The 15,495-nt window shown below is 58.0% G+C and carries 13 protein-coding genes and 1 pseudogene; 10 read left to right on the plus strand and 4 right to left on the minus strand.

The features are described from left to right. The first annotated feature begins 38 nt into the window (after positions 1 to 38). Both R2E40_RS12325 and R2E40_RS12330 read left to right on the plus strand, forming a co-directional pair. Positions 39 to 2,939: a DUF748 domain-containing protein gene (locus R2E40_RS12325; protein WP_318163477.1), complete on the plus strand. Its 2,901-nt coding sequence runs from the start codon at positions 39 to 41 to the stop codon at positions 2,937 to 2,939. A 700-nt stretch (positions 2,940 to 3,639) separates the two neighbouring features. Continuing rightward, a complete protein-coding gene (locus R2E40_RS12330; protein ID WP_011705937.1) occupies positions 3,640 to 4,236 on the plus strand; it encodes an acetate uptake transporter in 597 nt (198 codons plus the stop codon). A gap of 82 nt (positions 4,237 to 4,318) precedes the next feature. Here R2E40_RS12330 and R2E40_RS12335 read toward each other — a convergent pair whose 3' ends face one another. Both R2E40_RS12335 and R2E40_RS12340 read right to left on the minus strand, forming a co-directional pair. Next, on the minus strand, positions 4,319 to 5,128 hold the full coding sequence (locus R2E40_RS12335; protein ID WP_043119081.1) for a zinc-dependent peptidase: 810 nt from the start codon (positions 5,126 to 5,128) through the stop codon (positions 4,319 to 4,321). Between the two features lie 18 nt (positions 5,129 to 5,146). After that, positions 5,147 to 5,584 carry a GNAT family N-acetyltransferase gene (locus R2E40_RS12340; protein WP_318163478.1) on the minus strand — a complete coding sequence of 146 codons (438 nt, stop codon included), beginning with the start codon at positions 5,582 to 5,584 and terminating at the stop codon, positions 5,147 to 5,149. A gap of 314 nt (positions 5,585 to 5,898) precedes the next feature. Here R2E40_RS12340 and R2E40_RS12345 point away from each other — a divergent pair, with 314 nt between their 5' ends. The 6 genes and pseudogenes from R2E40_RS12345 to R2E40_RS12370 all read left to right on the plus strand — a co-directional run bounded on the left by R2E40_RS12345 (position 5,899) and on the right by R2E40_RS12370 (position 11,308). Then, positions 5,899 to 7,398, plus strand: a complete 1,500-nt coding sequence (locus tag R2E40_RS12345; RefSeq protein WP_011705934.1) for an alanine/glycine:cation symporter family protein — start codon at positions 5,899 to 5,901, stop codon at positions 7,396 to 7,398. A 91-nt stretch (positions 7,399 to 7,489) separates the two neighbouring features. Continuing rightward, positions 7,490 to 8,179, plus strand: a pseudogene (locus tag R2E40_RS12350) (replication endonuclease); the annotation flags it as partial. Positions 8,180 to 8,235: 56 nt separating this feature from the next. Then, positions 8,236 to 8,364, plus strand: a complete 129-nt coding sequence (locus tag R2E40_RS12355; protein ID WP_318163479.1) for a hypothetical protein — start codon at positions 8,236 to 8,238, stop codon at positions 8,362 to 8,364. A 116-nt stretch (positions 8,365 to 8,480) separates the two neighbouring features. Then, positions 8,481 to 8,954, plus strand: coding sequence for a hypothetical protein (locus R2E40_RS12360; RefSeq protein WP_318163480.1), 474 nt, complete (start codon positions 8,481 to 8,483; stop codon positions 8,952 to 8,954). Positions 8,955 to 8,971: 17 nt separating this feature from the next. After that, positions 8,972 to 10,288: a hypothetical protein gene (locus tag R2E40_RS12365; RefSeq protein WP_318163481.1), complete on the plus strand. Its 1,317-nt coding sequence runs from the start codon at positions 8,972 to 8,974 to the stop codon at positions 10,286 to 10,288. 573 nt (positions 10,289 to 10,861) lie between these two features. Continuing rightward, positions 10,862 to 11,308 carry a hypothetical protein gene (locus tag R2E40_RS12370; RefSeq protein ID WP_318163482.1) on the plus strand — a complete coding sequence of 149 codons (447 nt, stop codon included), beginning with the start codon at positions 10,862 to 10,864 and terminating at the stop codon, positions 11,306 to 11,308. An 86-nt stretch (positions 11,309 to 11,394) separates the two neighbouring features. On the opposite strand, the gene R2E40_RS12375 is transcribed toward R2E40_RS12370, so the two are convergent. Continuing rightward, on the minus strand, positions 11,395 to 11,646 hold the full coding sequence (locus R2E40_RS12375; protein ID WP_318163483.1) for an ogr/Delta-like zinc finger family protein: 252 nt from the start codon (positions 11,644 to 11,646) through the stop codon (positions 11,395 to 11,397). A 411-nt stretch (positions 11,647 to 12,057) separates the two neighbouring features. Continuing rightward, entirely contained in the window at positions 12,058 to 12,864 is an 807-nt protein-coding gene (locus R2E40_RS12380) for a crotonase/enoyl-CoA hydratase family protein (protein ID WP_318163484.1), read from the minus strand. A gap of 177 nt (positions 12,865 to 13,041) precedes the next feature. On the opposite strand from R2E40_RS12380, the gene R2E40_RS12385 reads away from it, so the two are divergent. Next, positions 13,042 to 14,829 (plus strand): putative nucleotidyltransferase substrate binding domain-containing protein, encoded by a 1,788-nt coding sequence (locus tag R2E40_RS12385; RefSeq protein WP_318163485.1) that lies wholly within the window; start codon positions 13,042 to 13,044, stop codon positions 14,827 to 14,829. 2 nt (positions 14,830 to 14,831) lie between these two features. Then, positions 14,832 to 15,458, plus strand: a complete 627-nt coding sequence (locus R2E40_RS12390) for a 3'-5' exonuclease (protein ID WP_318163486.1) — start codon at positions 14,832 to 14,834, stop codon at positions 15,456 to 15,458. The last annotated feature ends 37 nt before the right edge of the window (positions 15,459 to 15,495 follow it).

Raw genomic sequence — 15,495 nt, forward strand, 5'->3', positions numbered from 1 at the left:
AAAGTTTGTTACCCTATGCGCATCAATTGGAGACCCTCATGCCCAAGCCTCTGCGTGCCCGTCTGCTGCGCTACGCCCTCTACCTCTGCGCCGCCCTGCTGCTCTCCCTGCTTATTCTGTTATGGCAAGCCCCCACGCTGACCCAGCGCCACCTGCCGAGCTGGCTGGCCAAACACTACGGCCTGCACCTGAGCCTGGGGGAGATCGACGTCGGCCTGCGCCACCCCTCCCTCGCCATTGGCCCCACCACCCTGTTCGATGACCAGCAGCAGCCCCTCGTCGCCTTCGAGCGTCTGCAACTCACCCCCTTGCTGGGGGAAAGCTGGCGCCAGCGCGCCCTGATCCTCGGCGAGGCGCGCCTCGTCAAGCCAACCGTCAACCTGGTGCGGCTGGCGGATCAAGGCAAAACCGTCCGTTTCAATCTGACCGAGGCGCTGGCCAGCCTGCTCGCGCCAAGTGACGCCGCGACCACCGACAGCGGTGCCCCCTTGCTGGTGCAGATCAACCAGCTGGCGGCAGAGCAGGGTCACATCGCCTATCAAGACAGCCGCAAGCAGAGCAGCCCCGGCTGGGTGCCCACCCTGACCCTGAGCGGGCTCGACCTGCAACTGCCGACCTTCTCCACCGCCCCTGGTCGCGCCAACCCCTTCGCGCTCGCCGCCACCCTCAACCAGCAGAGCCCGCTCAAGGCGAGCGGTGAGCTCGACATCATGAGCGGCGCCGGCAAGGGTAAGATCAGCCTTGGCAAGCTGGCGCTCGCCCCCTTCGCCCCGCTCTGGGCCCCTTATCTCGACGTCAAGCTGGCCAAGGGCGAGGCCAACGCCGAGCTTGCCTACCAGATAGCCGAGGGCAAGCAGGGGCTGAGCTGGCAGCTTTCCAAGGGCAAGCTGACCCTCAATGACTGGCAGCTCCAGCGTCGCAAGGGCGGCGAATTTGCCCGCTTCAAGCAGCTGGCGCTGACCGGCATCGCACTCGACGGCAACAAGCAGGCGCTGCAGATCGACCGGCTGGCGCTCAAGGCGCCGGCCGTCAGTGCGGTGCTCGATGCCGACCAGCAGCTGGATCTGGCAACCCTGCTGCTCCCCCAGCCGCCGGTCAACACCAGTAAAGCCGCCAAACCGGCGGCACCGAACCAACCCTGGCGCTGGAGCCTCAAGCAGACTCGCATCGAACAGGGCCAGCTCAAGCTGACCGAATCGAGCAGCGGCAAACCACTGCTGCGCGAGCTCTCCGCCCTGACGCTGGCGCTGGGCCCGCTGGGCAGCCAGAGCGGACAGAGCAGCCCGCTCACCTTGAGCGGGGCGCTCAACAACCAGGCGAAACTGGACTTTGACGGCGACCTCGCCCTCGCCCCCTTCAGCCTCAACGGCGAGATCAGGCAACAGGGCCTGCCGCTCAGCTGGGCCCAGCCCTATCTGCAGGATCTGCTGCGCATCAGCGTGCGCGATGGCCAGCTTGCCAGCCGCACCAAGCTGGCGCTGGCCACCGATGCCAAGGGGGCATTGAGCAAGCTGGAGCTGAGCGGCGGACTCGATATCGAACGGCTCAACGTGCTGGATCGGGCCGACAACCAGCGCCTGCTGCAAATTGAGCAGTTGCAGCTGAGCGGCCTGCACTACGACGGCATCAGCCAGCAGGTGAAGATCGACGACATCCTGCTGCGCAAACCCTTCGCCCGCATCGAGATCAACGAAGACAGGGTCACCAACGTGCAGCAACTGCTGCTGCCGCAACCCGCCACGGCCAAGCCCGCCAGCAGCGGGCCGGCCCCCCGCGTCAGCATTGCCCAGGTCCGCACCGAGCAGGGCAACCTGCGTTTTGCCGATCGCAGCCTGAGCCCGGAATTCGTGGTGGACATCGCGGCCCTCAGCGGCCAGAGCCGCCACATCAGCAACATCCCCGGCCAGCGCTCCGAGCTGGCCTTCAACGGCAAGGTGGACCGCTACGCCCCGGTGACCATCCGCGGCGGCACCAATCTGCTGATCGAGCAGCCGGTGCTGGACGTGGCCGTCACCTTCAACAATCTGGAGCTCACCACCTTCACTCCCTACTCCAGCACCTACGCCGGCTATGCCATCGACAAGGGCCAGCTCTCCATGAAGCTCAACTACCAGTTGCAGGGCAACCGGCTGGAGGGGGACAACGACATCACCATCAAGAAGCTGCAGCTGGGGGAAAAGGTCAAAAGCGAGCAGGCCAAGGATCTGCCGCTGGGACTGGCGGTCGCCCTGCTGAGCGATGCCAACGGCGTCATCCAGATGAACCTGAAGGTGAAGGGCAATCTGGATCAGCCGGACTTCAGCCTCGGCAACATCTTCTGGGACGTGCTCGGCAACACCCTGCGCAAGGCGGTCACCTCCCCCTTCTCGCTGCTCGCCTCCCTGGCGGGCGGCAGCGAGGATCTCGATGAGCTGCCCTTCCTGCCCGGTGAGCCGGATCTCACCCCCACCCAGCAGGAGAAGCTGGCCAAACTGGCGCAGGCCCTCAAGGACAGGCCCAAGCTCAGCATGAACATTCGCGGCAAGGTCAACTTCAACGAAGAGCGCCCCATCCTGCAGCGCCAGAAGCTGGAGCGAGTGCTGGCCAAGATCACCGGCGGCCCGGTGGACCTCGAGCTGCTGGAGCAGGACCCCGCCATGCAATCGGCGCTGGCACAAGCTTATGAGGCCCGTTTCAACGAAGATCTCGGGGATCTGGCCGATCGGCGGAAGCTCGATGAAGAGAGCCCGGCCCTGCGCGCCCAAGCGGTGCTCCTGCTGCGGGATCAGCAGCTCATCACCGCCAAGTCCCTGCGCAATCTGGCCATGCGCCGCGCCCAGAACACCAAGGAGTTTCTGGTGGATCGCCAGGGGATCGCACCGGAGCGGCTGTTCGTGCTGGACAGCCAGGTCAAGGAGGCCGACAAGGAGGCCAAGGTGGTGCTGACCCTGGACGATTAAGCCGCTGACCTCAGCAGGATGAGGGGGATGTCATCCCCCTCATCCTTAATATGGCACGCTCGTCTCCTCCTGGCCCCCACCACCAAATCCATCGTCTCGCCGCAGCCTCGCCTTCCCCTTGCTTCGACCAGCCACTGGCTCTCTCGGCAATTCAGCCACCGCACGGCCACGCCTGCGCGCGATGACACTGCCACAGCCACTTATCAGCCCAGAATTCTCTCACTTATCCCCCTTTTGTCTTCGGTCGTTTCACACCTTAACTCCCTAAGCGAACCAGTCAGGCGCCTAACAAGTCCGGCACAAAGATCCCTGCTCGACCTTGAGGGTGCTGCGAGCAGACAGCTTGGCCGTTTGCCTTAATCAAGTAATGAACGCCTCTTGTCTGATGGCATATGAGAGTTTTTTTTAGCCTCAAATGTACTCGGGCTTGGCAATGGGCATCCCGTTTACGGCACTGCTCAGCCCATCGGACAGATTTGTATGAAACTTTCAGAATCGTGCTGCTAAATACAATTTTTCAACCTTGTCCACACCATTCATTCACCTGTCATCTACCTGGATCGCACGAATGGTCAGCCAGGTAAAAATTCCCGTTATTTTTTTACCGTTTCGGCCATTCCCCCCCTTGCCCAGCGCCAAGAGCCTGCCTAAAATCGCGCGTCTTTTATCAACCCCCACCTCTATTTTTGGAGAACGCCACGTGAGCGAAAAATTGGCCAACCCTGCCCCTCTGGGTCTGATGGGTTTCGGTATGACCACCATTCTGCTGAACATCCATAACGCAGGTTTCTTCCCCATCAGCGCCATGATCCTGGCCATGGGCCTGTGCTATGGCGGTCTGGCCCAGATCATCGCCGGTATCATGGAGTACAAGCGCGGCAACACCTTCGGTGTGACTGCCTTTATCTCCTACGGCACCTTCTGGTGGAGCCTGGTGTTCCTGCTGGTGATGCCGACCATGGGTCTGGCCGAAGCCACCCCGCACGCCTACATGGGCTGGTACCTGCTGATGTGGGGCATGTTCACCCTGTTCATGCTGATCGGGACCGTCAACTACCCGCGCGTGAAGCAGTTCGTGTTCGCCTCCCTGACCGTGCTGTTCTTCCTGCTGGCCGCCCGTGACTTCACCGGCAGCACCCTGATCGGCACCATCGCCGGTTTCGAAGGCATCATCTGTGGCGCCAGCGCCATCTACCTGGCTATGGCCACCGTGATCAACGAGCAGTTCGGCCGCACCGTGATGCCCATCGGCGATCACAAGAAAGCCGCCGCCGTTCAGCTCAAAGCCGCTGCCTAAGCACCCGGCCGACACAGCTGTCACGAAAAAGGCACCCCGCGGGGTGCCTTTTTGTTGGGCGCGATTTACCAGGATCGCCCGGCTAGCCGTGATGCTCGGGCTCCCCCGCCAGCAGCCGGGTGGCAGGAAAACGCGCTGCCGGTTGCTGGCCGAAGAAGCGGGTGAACTGCTGGTACACCGCCGGATAGGTATCGCGCAGGCGCAGCGGATCGGTAAAAAAGCACTCGCTGCACACCGCAAAAAATTCGGCCGGGTGCGAGGCGGCATAAGGATCGATGGCGGTAGGCTCGTGACGATCCAGTTGCGCCTGCATGTCATCGAATGCCGTCTGCAGCGCACCGCTCCACTGGCGCGGATCCATGCCCGCCGGCAGCGGCGGCGCCCCGTCTGCCTCCCCTCCCAGCATGTCGAGCTTGTGGGTCAGCTCGTGGATCACCAGATTGAAGCCGTCCCAGTCCCCGTCCTGCTGCAGCTCGCTCCAGGCCAGCACCAACGGCCCCTGCGGCCAGGATTCGCCGGCGTTCTCCTCTTCAACCTCACTCACCAACCCGAACTCGTCCTGCACCTGCTGCCGGCGCACCACCGGCTCGGGGATCAGAATGATCTCGTGAAAGCCCCGATACCAGTCGAGCCCCAGGTGCAGAATGGGCAGCGCCGCCTGCAGGGCCAGCACCGCCTGCTGACGGGGAGTGAGCGACACCCCGAGCTGGGTCAGGGTCTTGCGGGCCAGCAGCTGCTGCGCCAGCCCGATCAGGGTCTGCTCCTCCTCCCGGGAAAAGCCCTGCAAAATGGGCACCGCAGCCAGGGCCTGCTGCCACTCCAGCGCGCCGGGCCCATTGTCATCTTGCCGGGACGCACCACCAAACACACTTCGTAAGCGAGACCAGAACACGCAGACTCCTCTTGCTGATCAGACTGTTTTCACAAACCGTTTCGGACGCTCGACATACCCCTGCGCCAGATAGAAGCGATGGGCCCCCTCTCGCTTGAGGCTGCTGGAGAGCTCCAGCTGGCTGCAACCCAGCGCTCGTGCCCGCTCCTCTGCCGCCGCCAGCAGGTCGGCGCCGACGCCGCGTCCCCTTGCACCCTCATCGACAACCAGCGCCGAGATCAGGCCCCACGCTGGTGCAACGTGCAGCGGGCTCAGCCAGTGCCACACCAGCACGCCCGCTATCTCCTCCCCCAGGCAGGCCACCAGCACCTCGCGAGCCGGATCTTGCGCCAGCCACCGCTCGCCCAGCACCTGCGGGCTGACCGAGTAACCCAGCTGGCCGAACAGGTCGGCCATGGCGGCCGTATCCTCGGCACACGCCGGGCGGATCATCGCGATTTCTTGCTCCATCTTCATCCTTGGCCTTGATTTTGCTCTCCCTCTCCCGCCGCAGAGCGCCGACGAAAGAGGAGATGATACCGGGCCGGCACCGCATTCTGTCCAGTTGCACCGGCCATTTGTTAATGTCAATTCACAAATTAACAAGATAACAACATATTTCGCTGGGAAGCCCCAGCACAAATCGATATGTTAAAACCCGCGGACTGGCCAGTGGAAACATCCACCGACCCGTCCCACACCATAACGAGTGACCCGAGGGTCACCACCAATTTGAGGGAGCGGGGCACAGACCCCGCCAACAAGACAGCACAACAAAGGAGTTGTTGTACATGAATGAGATCGTCAATGCCATCAATGGTGTGATTTGGAGCCCGGCGCTCATCTATCTGTGTCTGGGGGTAGGCCTCTACTTCTCCCTGCGCAGCCGCTTTTTGCAACTGCGTCACATCAAGGAGATGATCCGGCTGATGTTTGATGGCAAGAGCACGGATGCGGGCGTCTCCTCCTTCCAGGCGCTGGCCATGACCCTGGCTGGTCGCGTGGGTACCGGCAACATCGCCGGGGTCGCCACCGCCATCACCTTCGGCGGCCCGGGTGCCATGTTCTGGATGTGGATGGTGGCCTTCCTCGGCTCCAGCTCCGCCTTCGTGGAGTCCACCCTGGGCCAGGTCTACAAGGAGAAGATCAACGGCGAATACCGCGGCGGCCCGGCCTTCTACATCGAGAAAGGGCTCGGCATGAAGTGGTACGCCTGGACGTTCGCCATCGCCACCATCTTTGCCTGCGGCGTATTGCTGCCGGGGGTGCAGGCCAACTCCATCGGCGCCAGCCTGCAAACCGCGTTTGATATCGATCCGAACGTCACCGCCGCCGGTCTGGCGCTGCTGCTCGGCTTCATCATCTTCGGCGGCGTCAAGCGCATCGCCAACTTCGCCAGTACCGTGGTGCCCTTCATGGCGCTCGGCTACATCATCGTCGCCTGCGTCATCATCGCCCTCAACATCCACGCCCTGCCTGGCGTGATCCTGCTGATCTGGAAGAGTGCCTTCGGCTTTGATGCCGGCTTCGGCGCCATTCTGGGTCTGGCCATCATGTGGGGGGTCAAGCGCGGGGTCTACTCCAACGAAGCGGGTCAGGGTACCGGGCCGCACGCCTCCTCCGCGGCTGCGGTAAGTCACCCGGCCAAACAGGGCCTAGTGCAGGCGTTCTCGGTCTATATCGACACCCTGTTCGTCTGCTCCGCCACCGGCTTTATGTTGCTCATCACCGGCCTCTACAACGTGCAGGGTCCGGACGGTGCCGCCCTCTACACCGGCATCGCCGGGGTGGCCGCGGGCCCAGGCTACGTGCAGACCGCTATGGAGAGCATGATGCCTGGCTTTGGCAGCATGTTCGTGGCCATCGCGCTGTTCTTCTTCGCCTTCACCACCATCGTCGCCTACTACTACATCGCCGAGACCAACATCGCCTACATCAACCGCAAGGTGAACCGTCCCTGGCTGACCTTCGTGCTGAAATTGACCCTGATGGCCTCCACCGTCTATGGCACCGTCAAGACCGCCGAGCTCGCCTGGGGCATGGGTGACATCGGCGTCGGGCTGATGGCCTGGCTCAACATCATCGCCATCCTGCTGCTGCAAAAGACCGCCTTTGCCTGCCTGCGCGACTATGAAGCGCAGCAAGCCAAGGGGCTGGATCCGGTGTTCCACCCGGAGAAGCTCGGCATCAAGAACGCCGACTACTGGGCCGGCCACCGCTCCGAAGACAACCTGGAGCAGGAGAAATCCGGTCACCCCTTCGAACCGGACCAGGATCGCAAGATCTCCTGATCGCGCACCACTCCCCAACAAAAATGGCAGCCGAGGCTGCCATTTTTATTTCTTTAAATTCAACACCTTGCATTAACTCAATTAGTTGAATGCCAAAAGCATCGACGACGCCTACCTGGACGATGACGAAGAGGCTGGCACTGCCACCGATGAGGGCACCCTGCATACCGTGGCCTGGGCCAGTTGGTGGGGCATTCGCACCTTCCAGCAGATCGGCGGCGCCCCGGTTGGGGGATGGCGCGAGCTACGTCGCATCAGCAACGCCAAGCAGCATGCCGAACTGGTTGGCCCACCCAAGCCCGTGCTGCAAGACCCGCGCTTTGAGGCAGCCCGCTTTGCCGCAGATAACGGCATCTTTCGCTGCTACCTGCACGCCATGGGCGGCGCACTGGCGACCTGCGCCGAACACCCCATCAAGCTGGCCCACCTTATCGAGGAGCAGGCCAATGCTCAAGGCGAAGACATCAAGCGCCTGATGGGCATTACCTCCGCTAGCCTGGGCATCAAGACCCGCCTGCAAGGGTGGGAAATTGTGCCTGCCGGCACCCATGAAGCCAGGAAAGCCGCCGAGGCTGCAGCGAGGGGGGTTGGGGTTAAGACGGGCGACAGCCCGGCACCTTGGCGCTCTGACAATAACTGTACGCTACCGGATCCTTGTGCCTTCACAGACCAGATCATGAGGGAACAATGGGGGTTATCCCCCTTCTCCATTGAGCGTTTGCGGGCGGGTGCCAGCATCAGCGCGGACGGTTTCCCCCTCTGGCTTGAGAACGGCCAGGCCGCTTGACCCCATCGGACGATGACGGGCCCTTGATAGAGCTGGAGTGGCTACATGCCATGGTCGGTGTATCAGAACCGGACGAACAGCCCGACACTATTCCTCCCGATGATGAGCATTGGCCGATACTGGTGATGGATTGCTACGAGCAGTTCAACGCCTGCGGATTCGAGGCATGCCAGCAGTGAATCGAAGCACAACCCATATCGGTGTGAACTCTGGAGAGTGCTTGATAAATTAGACTGGGCAGAGCGGCACGAAGTGGAAAGCCCGTTGTTTGACGAACTGATGAGCGAAGTAGAGTTTGACTGACCTATTTTCAAAGCTGAAAGCCCTGCCGGGCGAATTGCTCGTCACAACCCATACCTACAGGCCTTTGACGGCACCGCAGTATGAGGCACTGGAATGCCTGATATACCAGATGGGCCCTCAGATTGACGACACACCGGCATGGTCGACTGAACGGATGCTTGAATGGCTACAACAACACACACCGCATATCAGAGGGGTGGCCATCGCCATGATGCGTTGGAACTATCGACCTGAATGTACGGGCCTCACCCTCTACCTCTGGCGATTAATGGCTGCAAGAAAGCCCTTAAGTGGAAGGCCGAGTACCGGTGATATGAGTGTCAATCAAATACATATAGACATCAGATATATGCTGGCAATATCATTATCTGCATTAAATAATTTGGCATCAGCGTTAAGGAATAGCGTCATAAAAATTGGTTTATTATTGAACGATTTTTCCGTCATCTTGACACTCTTATTATAAAGAATTGGAGTTAAAAATTGCCATATCAAACAGATGAGAGACTGAAAAGTTATCTAGATACAAACCAGTTACACAGAGAACAACTGTGCAGGGCTGTATTAGCCATAGACAAACGATTTTTTGATGTGAAGCCTAGACACCCTAGGGGCGGCCCTGATGGAGGCAGAGATATAGAAGCATTCTTTCGAGATGAATTATTAGCATATGGAGCTGTCGGTTTCGTAAATCAAGCTAATGACTCCAAAGAGCAAAAAAAAACCATTAGTGAAAAATTTACTAGTGATCTAGATAGCGCTCTTGACTCCAAAGAAAAGCCAAATGTTTTTGTATTCTTCACAAATGTCAACCTTACAGTTGGAGAGAAAGACGCCCTTGTCGATAAAGCGAGACGTCGAGGTATTACACACTGCGAAATCCTTGATCGAGAAAGATTAAGAATAACTTTAGACAGTCCAGATGGATTCTCATTAAGATTTCAATACTTGAATATTACGTTATCTGAAGAAGAGCAGGCTAGTTTTTTTGCTCGATGGGGTGATGATATACAATCCGTTATTTCAACCGGCTTCCAACGTATAGAGGGGACTCTTAACAGACTCCTTTTCTTACAGGAATCAACTGACCCTCTGAATCACCTAACCCTATCGTTTGAGTTGAAGGAAAAGTATTCTGCAGATGAAATAGGTCATTTCCGGCTATTCTGTACTATGTTTTTAAAAGAGCCAAAGCAGAAGATATTTGAAATAATTTTTGGCAGCTCAGATAAATCAAACAGAATGAGAAATGACGTTGACTTTACAGAGCAGCCATCTGGTATTAAACATGGTATATCTAGAGGACAATGGGAGAGCTACCTTAATATTGAAAGCTCCGGAGAAAGTGAAATAGATAATGAGAATGATGAAGAATTTAAACAAGTTGGGAGTGGTTCAGCGATAGGGCTAAGCGAAGTTGAATTTATCTCAATACATTACAGCAAGGATAGTTTTATAAGATACCGTCCAAGCATATGTCTTAAAGATCTTGATGATGCTATGTTCTTGCCAATGACCAACAAATCGCTTGCAGAAAAAATTAAAGCCATTCACATATATTCAAATGGCTACAAGATTCAAGAGATAGGTCCTGGAGATTTAAAATTTGACGATGATAAATATGAACCTGACATTCCAGTAACATTTACACCAGAGGAATTAGAAGACCCTTGGGTAAGAATACGCCCAAGCCACTTTTCATCGGCATTCCACATTCGTTTTTTTGAACAGACCCCTAAAAGAATGTTTGCTCCAGTTCAAGTAAAAAATAGCCTAGAAGGTCCAGGTGGAAATACATAACAAAGAGAAATATTTTGGCAATGCTTTTTATGGAGATATTTCCGCTTTTTAAAATTAATATTCATTGCTATATCGGAGATAGAAATGCCATTAATTCACAATGAAAAAAATATTAATACACTCAAAGAAGAGCACTCTCTTTTTTTAGATTTATTAGCTCCAGTGATTAAGAAAGTCAGACCCCGTTCAGATTTAAAAAGTACAAAACTATGGAGTATAAAGGAAAATCTTGATAATTTTTACAATCTATCTGAGGAACAGTGCAATAAACTAGTCCCTATAGTTGTAAAATATATATCAATAAACAACCTTCTCAATCCCGCACATGATATTTAATTCACGAACAAAGAAATACTAAACATAATAACGCAAGATTTTGATTTTGATGACTTTGACCAAAAATATAATGACTATTTTTTTGAACTTAGTATGGCAAGCCGATTTTTAAATATGTACACGCCGTCAAAAATAAACCTTGGAACAATTTGCGACATAATTATAGATAATGAACTAGCCATCGAGCGCAAGTATATTCACAGCAAAGAAAATATCTGCAAGAACATCACGAGCGCTATGAAGCAAATTGATTCCAGGGTTGGTGAAAACCTAGCAAAATATGGTTTTATAGCTATAGACATATCGAATGTTGTGAATTTTGACGCTGGAAAAAAGTTCGCAATAGAACATTTCAACAACCTCTACAAAGATAATCAAAACAATGTATCCCCTATGGATGTACTTAAATCAAAAGAATTTAAAAAACCGATAATGGAAAGCTTTTTGTCTGCCGCCAGAGATATGTTTATTTCTGCCATCAACGGAAATGACATGAGCAACAACCTTAATCTGAATACTCGTGCCATTTTAATTCAGGCAAATACTTCATTTCATGTTGAGACTGCAGATAAAATAATTCCAGCTCCATTTAGAATGCTAGATCACTATATCTACCCACTGTTGGATGAAAACCTTCAACACATAACAAAACAAAGAATCATGTCATTGTGCAAAGGTATATGATTTATTTTCGAAAAAGTAATACAGTGTTATTAATAATGTAGATTATTATCATAATCTCATTCAGTCTGCACTTTCTTACAGGGGCGCTATTGCGCCCCCAGCCCTTTCAGTATCAACTGCCGCCCCTCTGGCGTCAGCGACCCCATCAAGCTCAGTACCAGCTGGTTGGTGGTCTTGGCCGAGGGGCTTAGGGTATGGGCGAACGACAAGGTGGCCACCCAGCTGTGGCCACATTCTGCATCAGTGCACTGGCAGTAAACATCCGAAACATCATCGCTCAGTCGGTTGGTCTTGGTAATGCGGCCCCGCTGGCCACACACTTTGCAATAAACCCGCATTGCCCCTTTTCTATCCAAATCAACAGCCTGTCTTGCCACGGCAAACTCTGAGTCCTGCGATCCGACCTATTACACTGCCGTCATCTGGCCGGAGCACGACCGCAGGTCAAACTTCGGCGTGGTTCTGGCGTTCAACACCAAAGAAGTCAATGGCAAGCTCAAGCTGTTCGCCATCCTCTGCCCAAACCGCGATCTCATCTACTAGAACCAGAACGGCCAGTATCAGCTCTGTTCCATCGACCCCTTCGAGAACTTCACCTACCTGGGGTGCACCTACTTGCTGGGCCCCGGCGTCACCGATGAGCCCAACCCGCAGATGAGGAAATGAAACCAGAACGGTTCGATCAGATGCTGGGGGCCCTCAATGGCCTTGGCACCAGATCGATACCATTTCTTGTTTATCCCTGCCTGTCAGAGCGCGTTGCGGCGCGGCCCGAACGGCAGGCGCCAGCGAAACAGGCTGTTGAGGGTGGCGCGCCACTGGTTGGGGCGTCCCAGGATCTGCTTTTGCAACCGGGTCTCTTCCTTCAGCATCACCTCGTCGCTGCGGGCCCAGGCCTGATTGTAGAGCTGCTTGATCCCCGCCAGCGCGTCCGGCGACTTGGTGATGAGGGTTCTCGCGAACTCCCGCGCCTCGGCCAGCGGATCGTCGCAGACCCGGCTCACCAGACCGAGGGACTTGGCCTCCGGTGCCGGCAGCTCGCGCCCGCTCATGGCCAGCTCCATGGCGGTATCCACCCCCATCAGGTTGCGCATGGTGACGCTGCCGCTCATGTCGGGGATGATGCCCCACTTGATCTCCATCACCGAGAAACGGCAATCGGGGGTGCTGAAGCGAAAGTCGGCGCCGAGCGCGATCTGCAACCCGCCGCCAAAGCAGACCCCCTGAGTCACGGCGATCACCGGCACCGGCAACTGATGCCAGCCATAGGCCACCCGCTGGGCCAGGTTGGTGGCTTCATCCGCCTCGCGTTTTAAGATCTCGAGCGCCGCCACCGGCTGCTTGAGCATGGATTTCACATCCAGCCCGGCACAAAAGGCCCGCCCCTCCCCGTGCAGGATCACCGCCCGCAGCCCCTTGTGCTGGCGCAGCTGGTCGAGTACCCCGTCGATGGCGCTGAACATGGCCCTGTCCAGCGCATTGAGCTTGTCGCCCCGTGCCAGCATTACCTCGGCGATGCCGTCCCGGATCTCGCATTTGACCCTTGGTTTTTCCATTTTCCCCTGCCCTCTCCTGAGTTCGCACTGGTCATACCACAACGTTATCAGAGTGTTATCGCCAGGTACAGCGAGGAGCCCGGTTTCCCCACTGCCGAGGCACGTGCGACTAAAGTCGGCTGGCTGGCCAGGCGGCGCTTTGTCAGACTGGCTTGACGCCAACGGCCAAGGATTGCCATGACCAGCCTGTTCAACTTTGCCCGCCCACCGTTTGACTGCTTGAGCGCAGAGGAGCGTCAACGGCTCGAGCAGCACCTCTCCATCTGCTACTTTCGCGCCGGCCAGCCAGTGCTCAAGGCGGGCGATGCCCCCCCCGGCCTCTATCTCGTCCTCAAGGGGGCGGTGGAGGAGTCGAGCCCCCATCACCAGTTTGGCGACTATGGCGAGGGGGACTTGTTCGATGTGCGCGCCCAGTTCGACGGCCACTGCCGCCACCAGTTCAGTGCGCTGGAAGATCTGCTCTGCCAGCTGATCCCCAGAGCCACCTTCATCGAGCTGTGCGAGGGCAACCCCGCCTTCGCCCGCTACTTCACCGCCAGCCTGGCACAGCGGCAACAACAGCAGGAGCAGCGCGCCCAGCTGGGGCAGAAGAATCTGGCGGAGTTCATCCTGACCCGCATCGAGCCTAGCCATCTGCAGCCGCCGCTCATCGTCGACAGCCGCCTGTCGCTCTTAGCCGCCACCGAGGCCATGGTGGCCAAGGGCACCGACTGCCTGCTCTACCCGGCCACGGATGGCAGCCTGAGTCTGGCGACCCGTAAAACCCTGCTGCACGCCCTGACGCTCAAGGGACTGCCGCTGACGACGCCGCTGGCGGTACTGGATCCAACCCCGCTCATCGGCCTGCCGCTAGGCAGCTATCTGTTCGACGCCCTGCTGCTGATGACCCGTCATCGCATCAAGCGGCTGGTGGTCTGGCAGGGGCAGGCCGTGGCGGGGATCCTGCACCTGACCCAGGTGCTCGGCCTCTTCTCCACCCACTCCCATGTGCTGACCCTGCGCATCGCCCGCGCCGACACCCTGCCGGCGCTGGAAGCGGTGGCCCGCGAGCAGCAACAGCTGACCCGCTCCCTGTTCAGCCAGGGGATCCACATCGCCTTTTTGATGAAGCTCATCGCCACCATCAACGAGCAGCTGATCGCCAAGGCCTTTGCGCTGGTGATCCCTCCCGCGGTGCAGGAGCGGGTCTGTCTGCTGATGCTGGGCTCGGAGGGGCGCGGCGAGCAGATCCTCAAAACCGATCAGGACAATGCCCTGATCCTGCCCGCCGACCTGCACTGGCCGACCCAGCAGGCCGACCTGGCCGCCTTCAGCGATCTGCTGGCCCGGCTCGGCTACCCACCCTGCCCCGGCCGGGTGATGGTCAACAATCCGGCCTGGGTGAAGCCTCTGGCGCTCTGGCAGCAGGAGATCGAGCGGGCCTGCGTCGAGGCCAGTGAAGCAGACTTGCTCTGGCTCGCCACCCTGGCCGATGCCCACCCCATCGCCGGCGATCACGCCCTGCTTCCTCCTCTCGCGCGCAAATTGCGCGAGCAACTGGCCGAGCGGGGAGATCTGCTGGCGGAGATGGTGCGACCGGCGGTGGCGTTTCATGCGCCGCTCACCCTGTTTGGCCGTCTGGAACGGGCGCCGGAGGGACTGGATCTGAAACGCGGTGGCCTCTTCCCGCTGGTACACGGCATTCGCATGCTGGCGCTGGAAGCCGCCATTCTGGAGACCTCTACCCTGGCACGGATCGAGGCACTGGTAACGGCCGGGCGGCTCAGCGCCGGCTTTGGCGACAATCTGGCGGAGGCGTTCAGGCTCTTTATCCGACTGAGGCTACGCAGCCAACTCAAGGAGGGGGAGAGCCGGGTGCAGGTGAATGATCTTAGCCACGGCGAGCGGGATCTGCTGCGCCAGGCGCTGCATCAGGTGAAGAAGTTCCAGCAGTGGCTCACCTTGCACTTTCGTCTGAGGCAATAGCCATGTTGAGCCGCCTGCGCCGTCATTGGCATGGTCGCCGTGTTCAAGACCCGGCGTTTGCCCCGCTCTATGCCGCCCCACCCGCCGACGAGTGGGTCGCCCTCGACTTCGAGACCACCAGCCTGGATCCCGCCCAGGCCGAGATCGTCGCCATCGGCGCGGTGCGCATCCAGGGCAACCGGGTGCTGACCGGCGAGGCGCTGTCCATCCGGGTGCAAGCGCCGGCCAGCCTGAGCGAACACTCGGTGGTGATCCACGGTCTGCGCCATCAGGATCTGCAACAGGGCATGACGCTGGAAGCCGCGCTGCGCCTGCTGCTCGCCTTTATCGGCCCGCGCGAACTGGTGGGGTATCACATCGCCTATGACCTGCGTATCCTCAATCTCGCCTGTCAGCGATACTGGGGGCTGACCCTGGCGCAACGGGGGATAGAGGTGAGCCGGCTCTACCACGATCACCTCTATCGCCGCTATCCCGATGCCGCCATCGACCTGCATCTGGCCGCCATCAGCAGCCACCTGGGCCTGCCGGCCCTGCCCGCTCACGACGCCCTGAGTGACGCCATCACCGCCGCCCTCATCTTCTTGCGCCTCACCCGGGGCGGGCCACTGGCTTATCCCAAAGTCTAATTGTCCATAAATAACATTTGATTCACATTTTGCTTAC

This window comes from Aeromonas sp. CD (assembly GCF_033349375.1).
In the GTDB taxonomy this organism is placed as follows: domain Bacteria; phylum Pseudomonadota; class Gammaproteobacteria; order Enterobacterales; family Aeromonadaceae; genus Aeromonas; species Aeromonas hydrophila.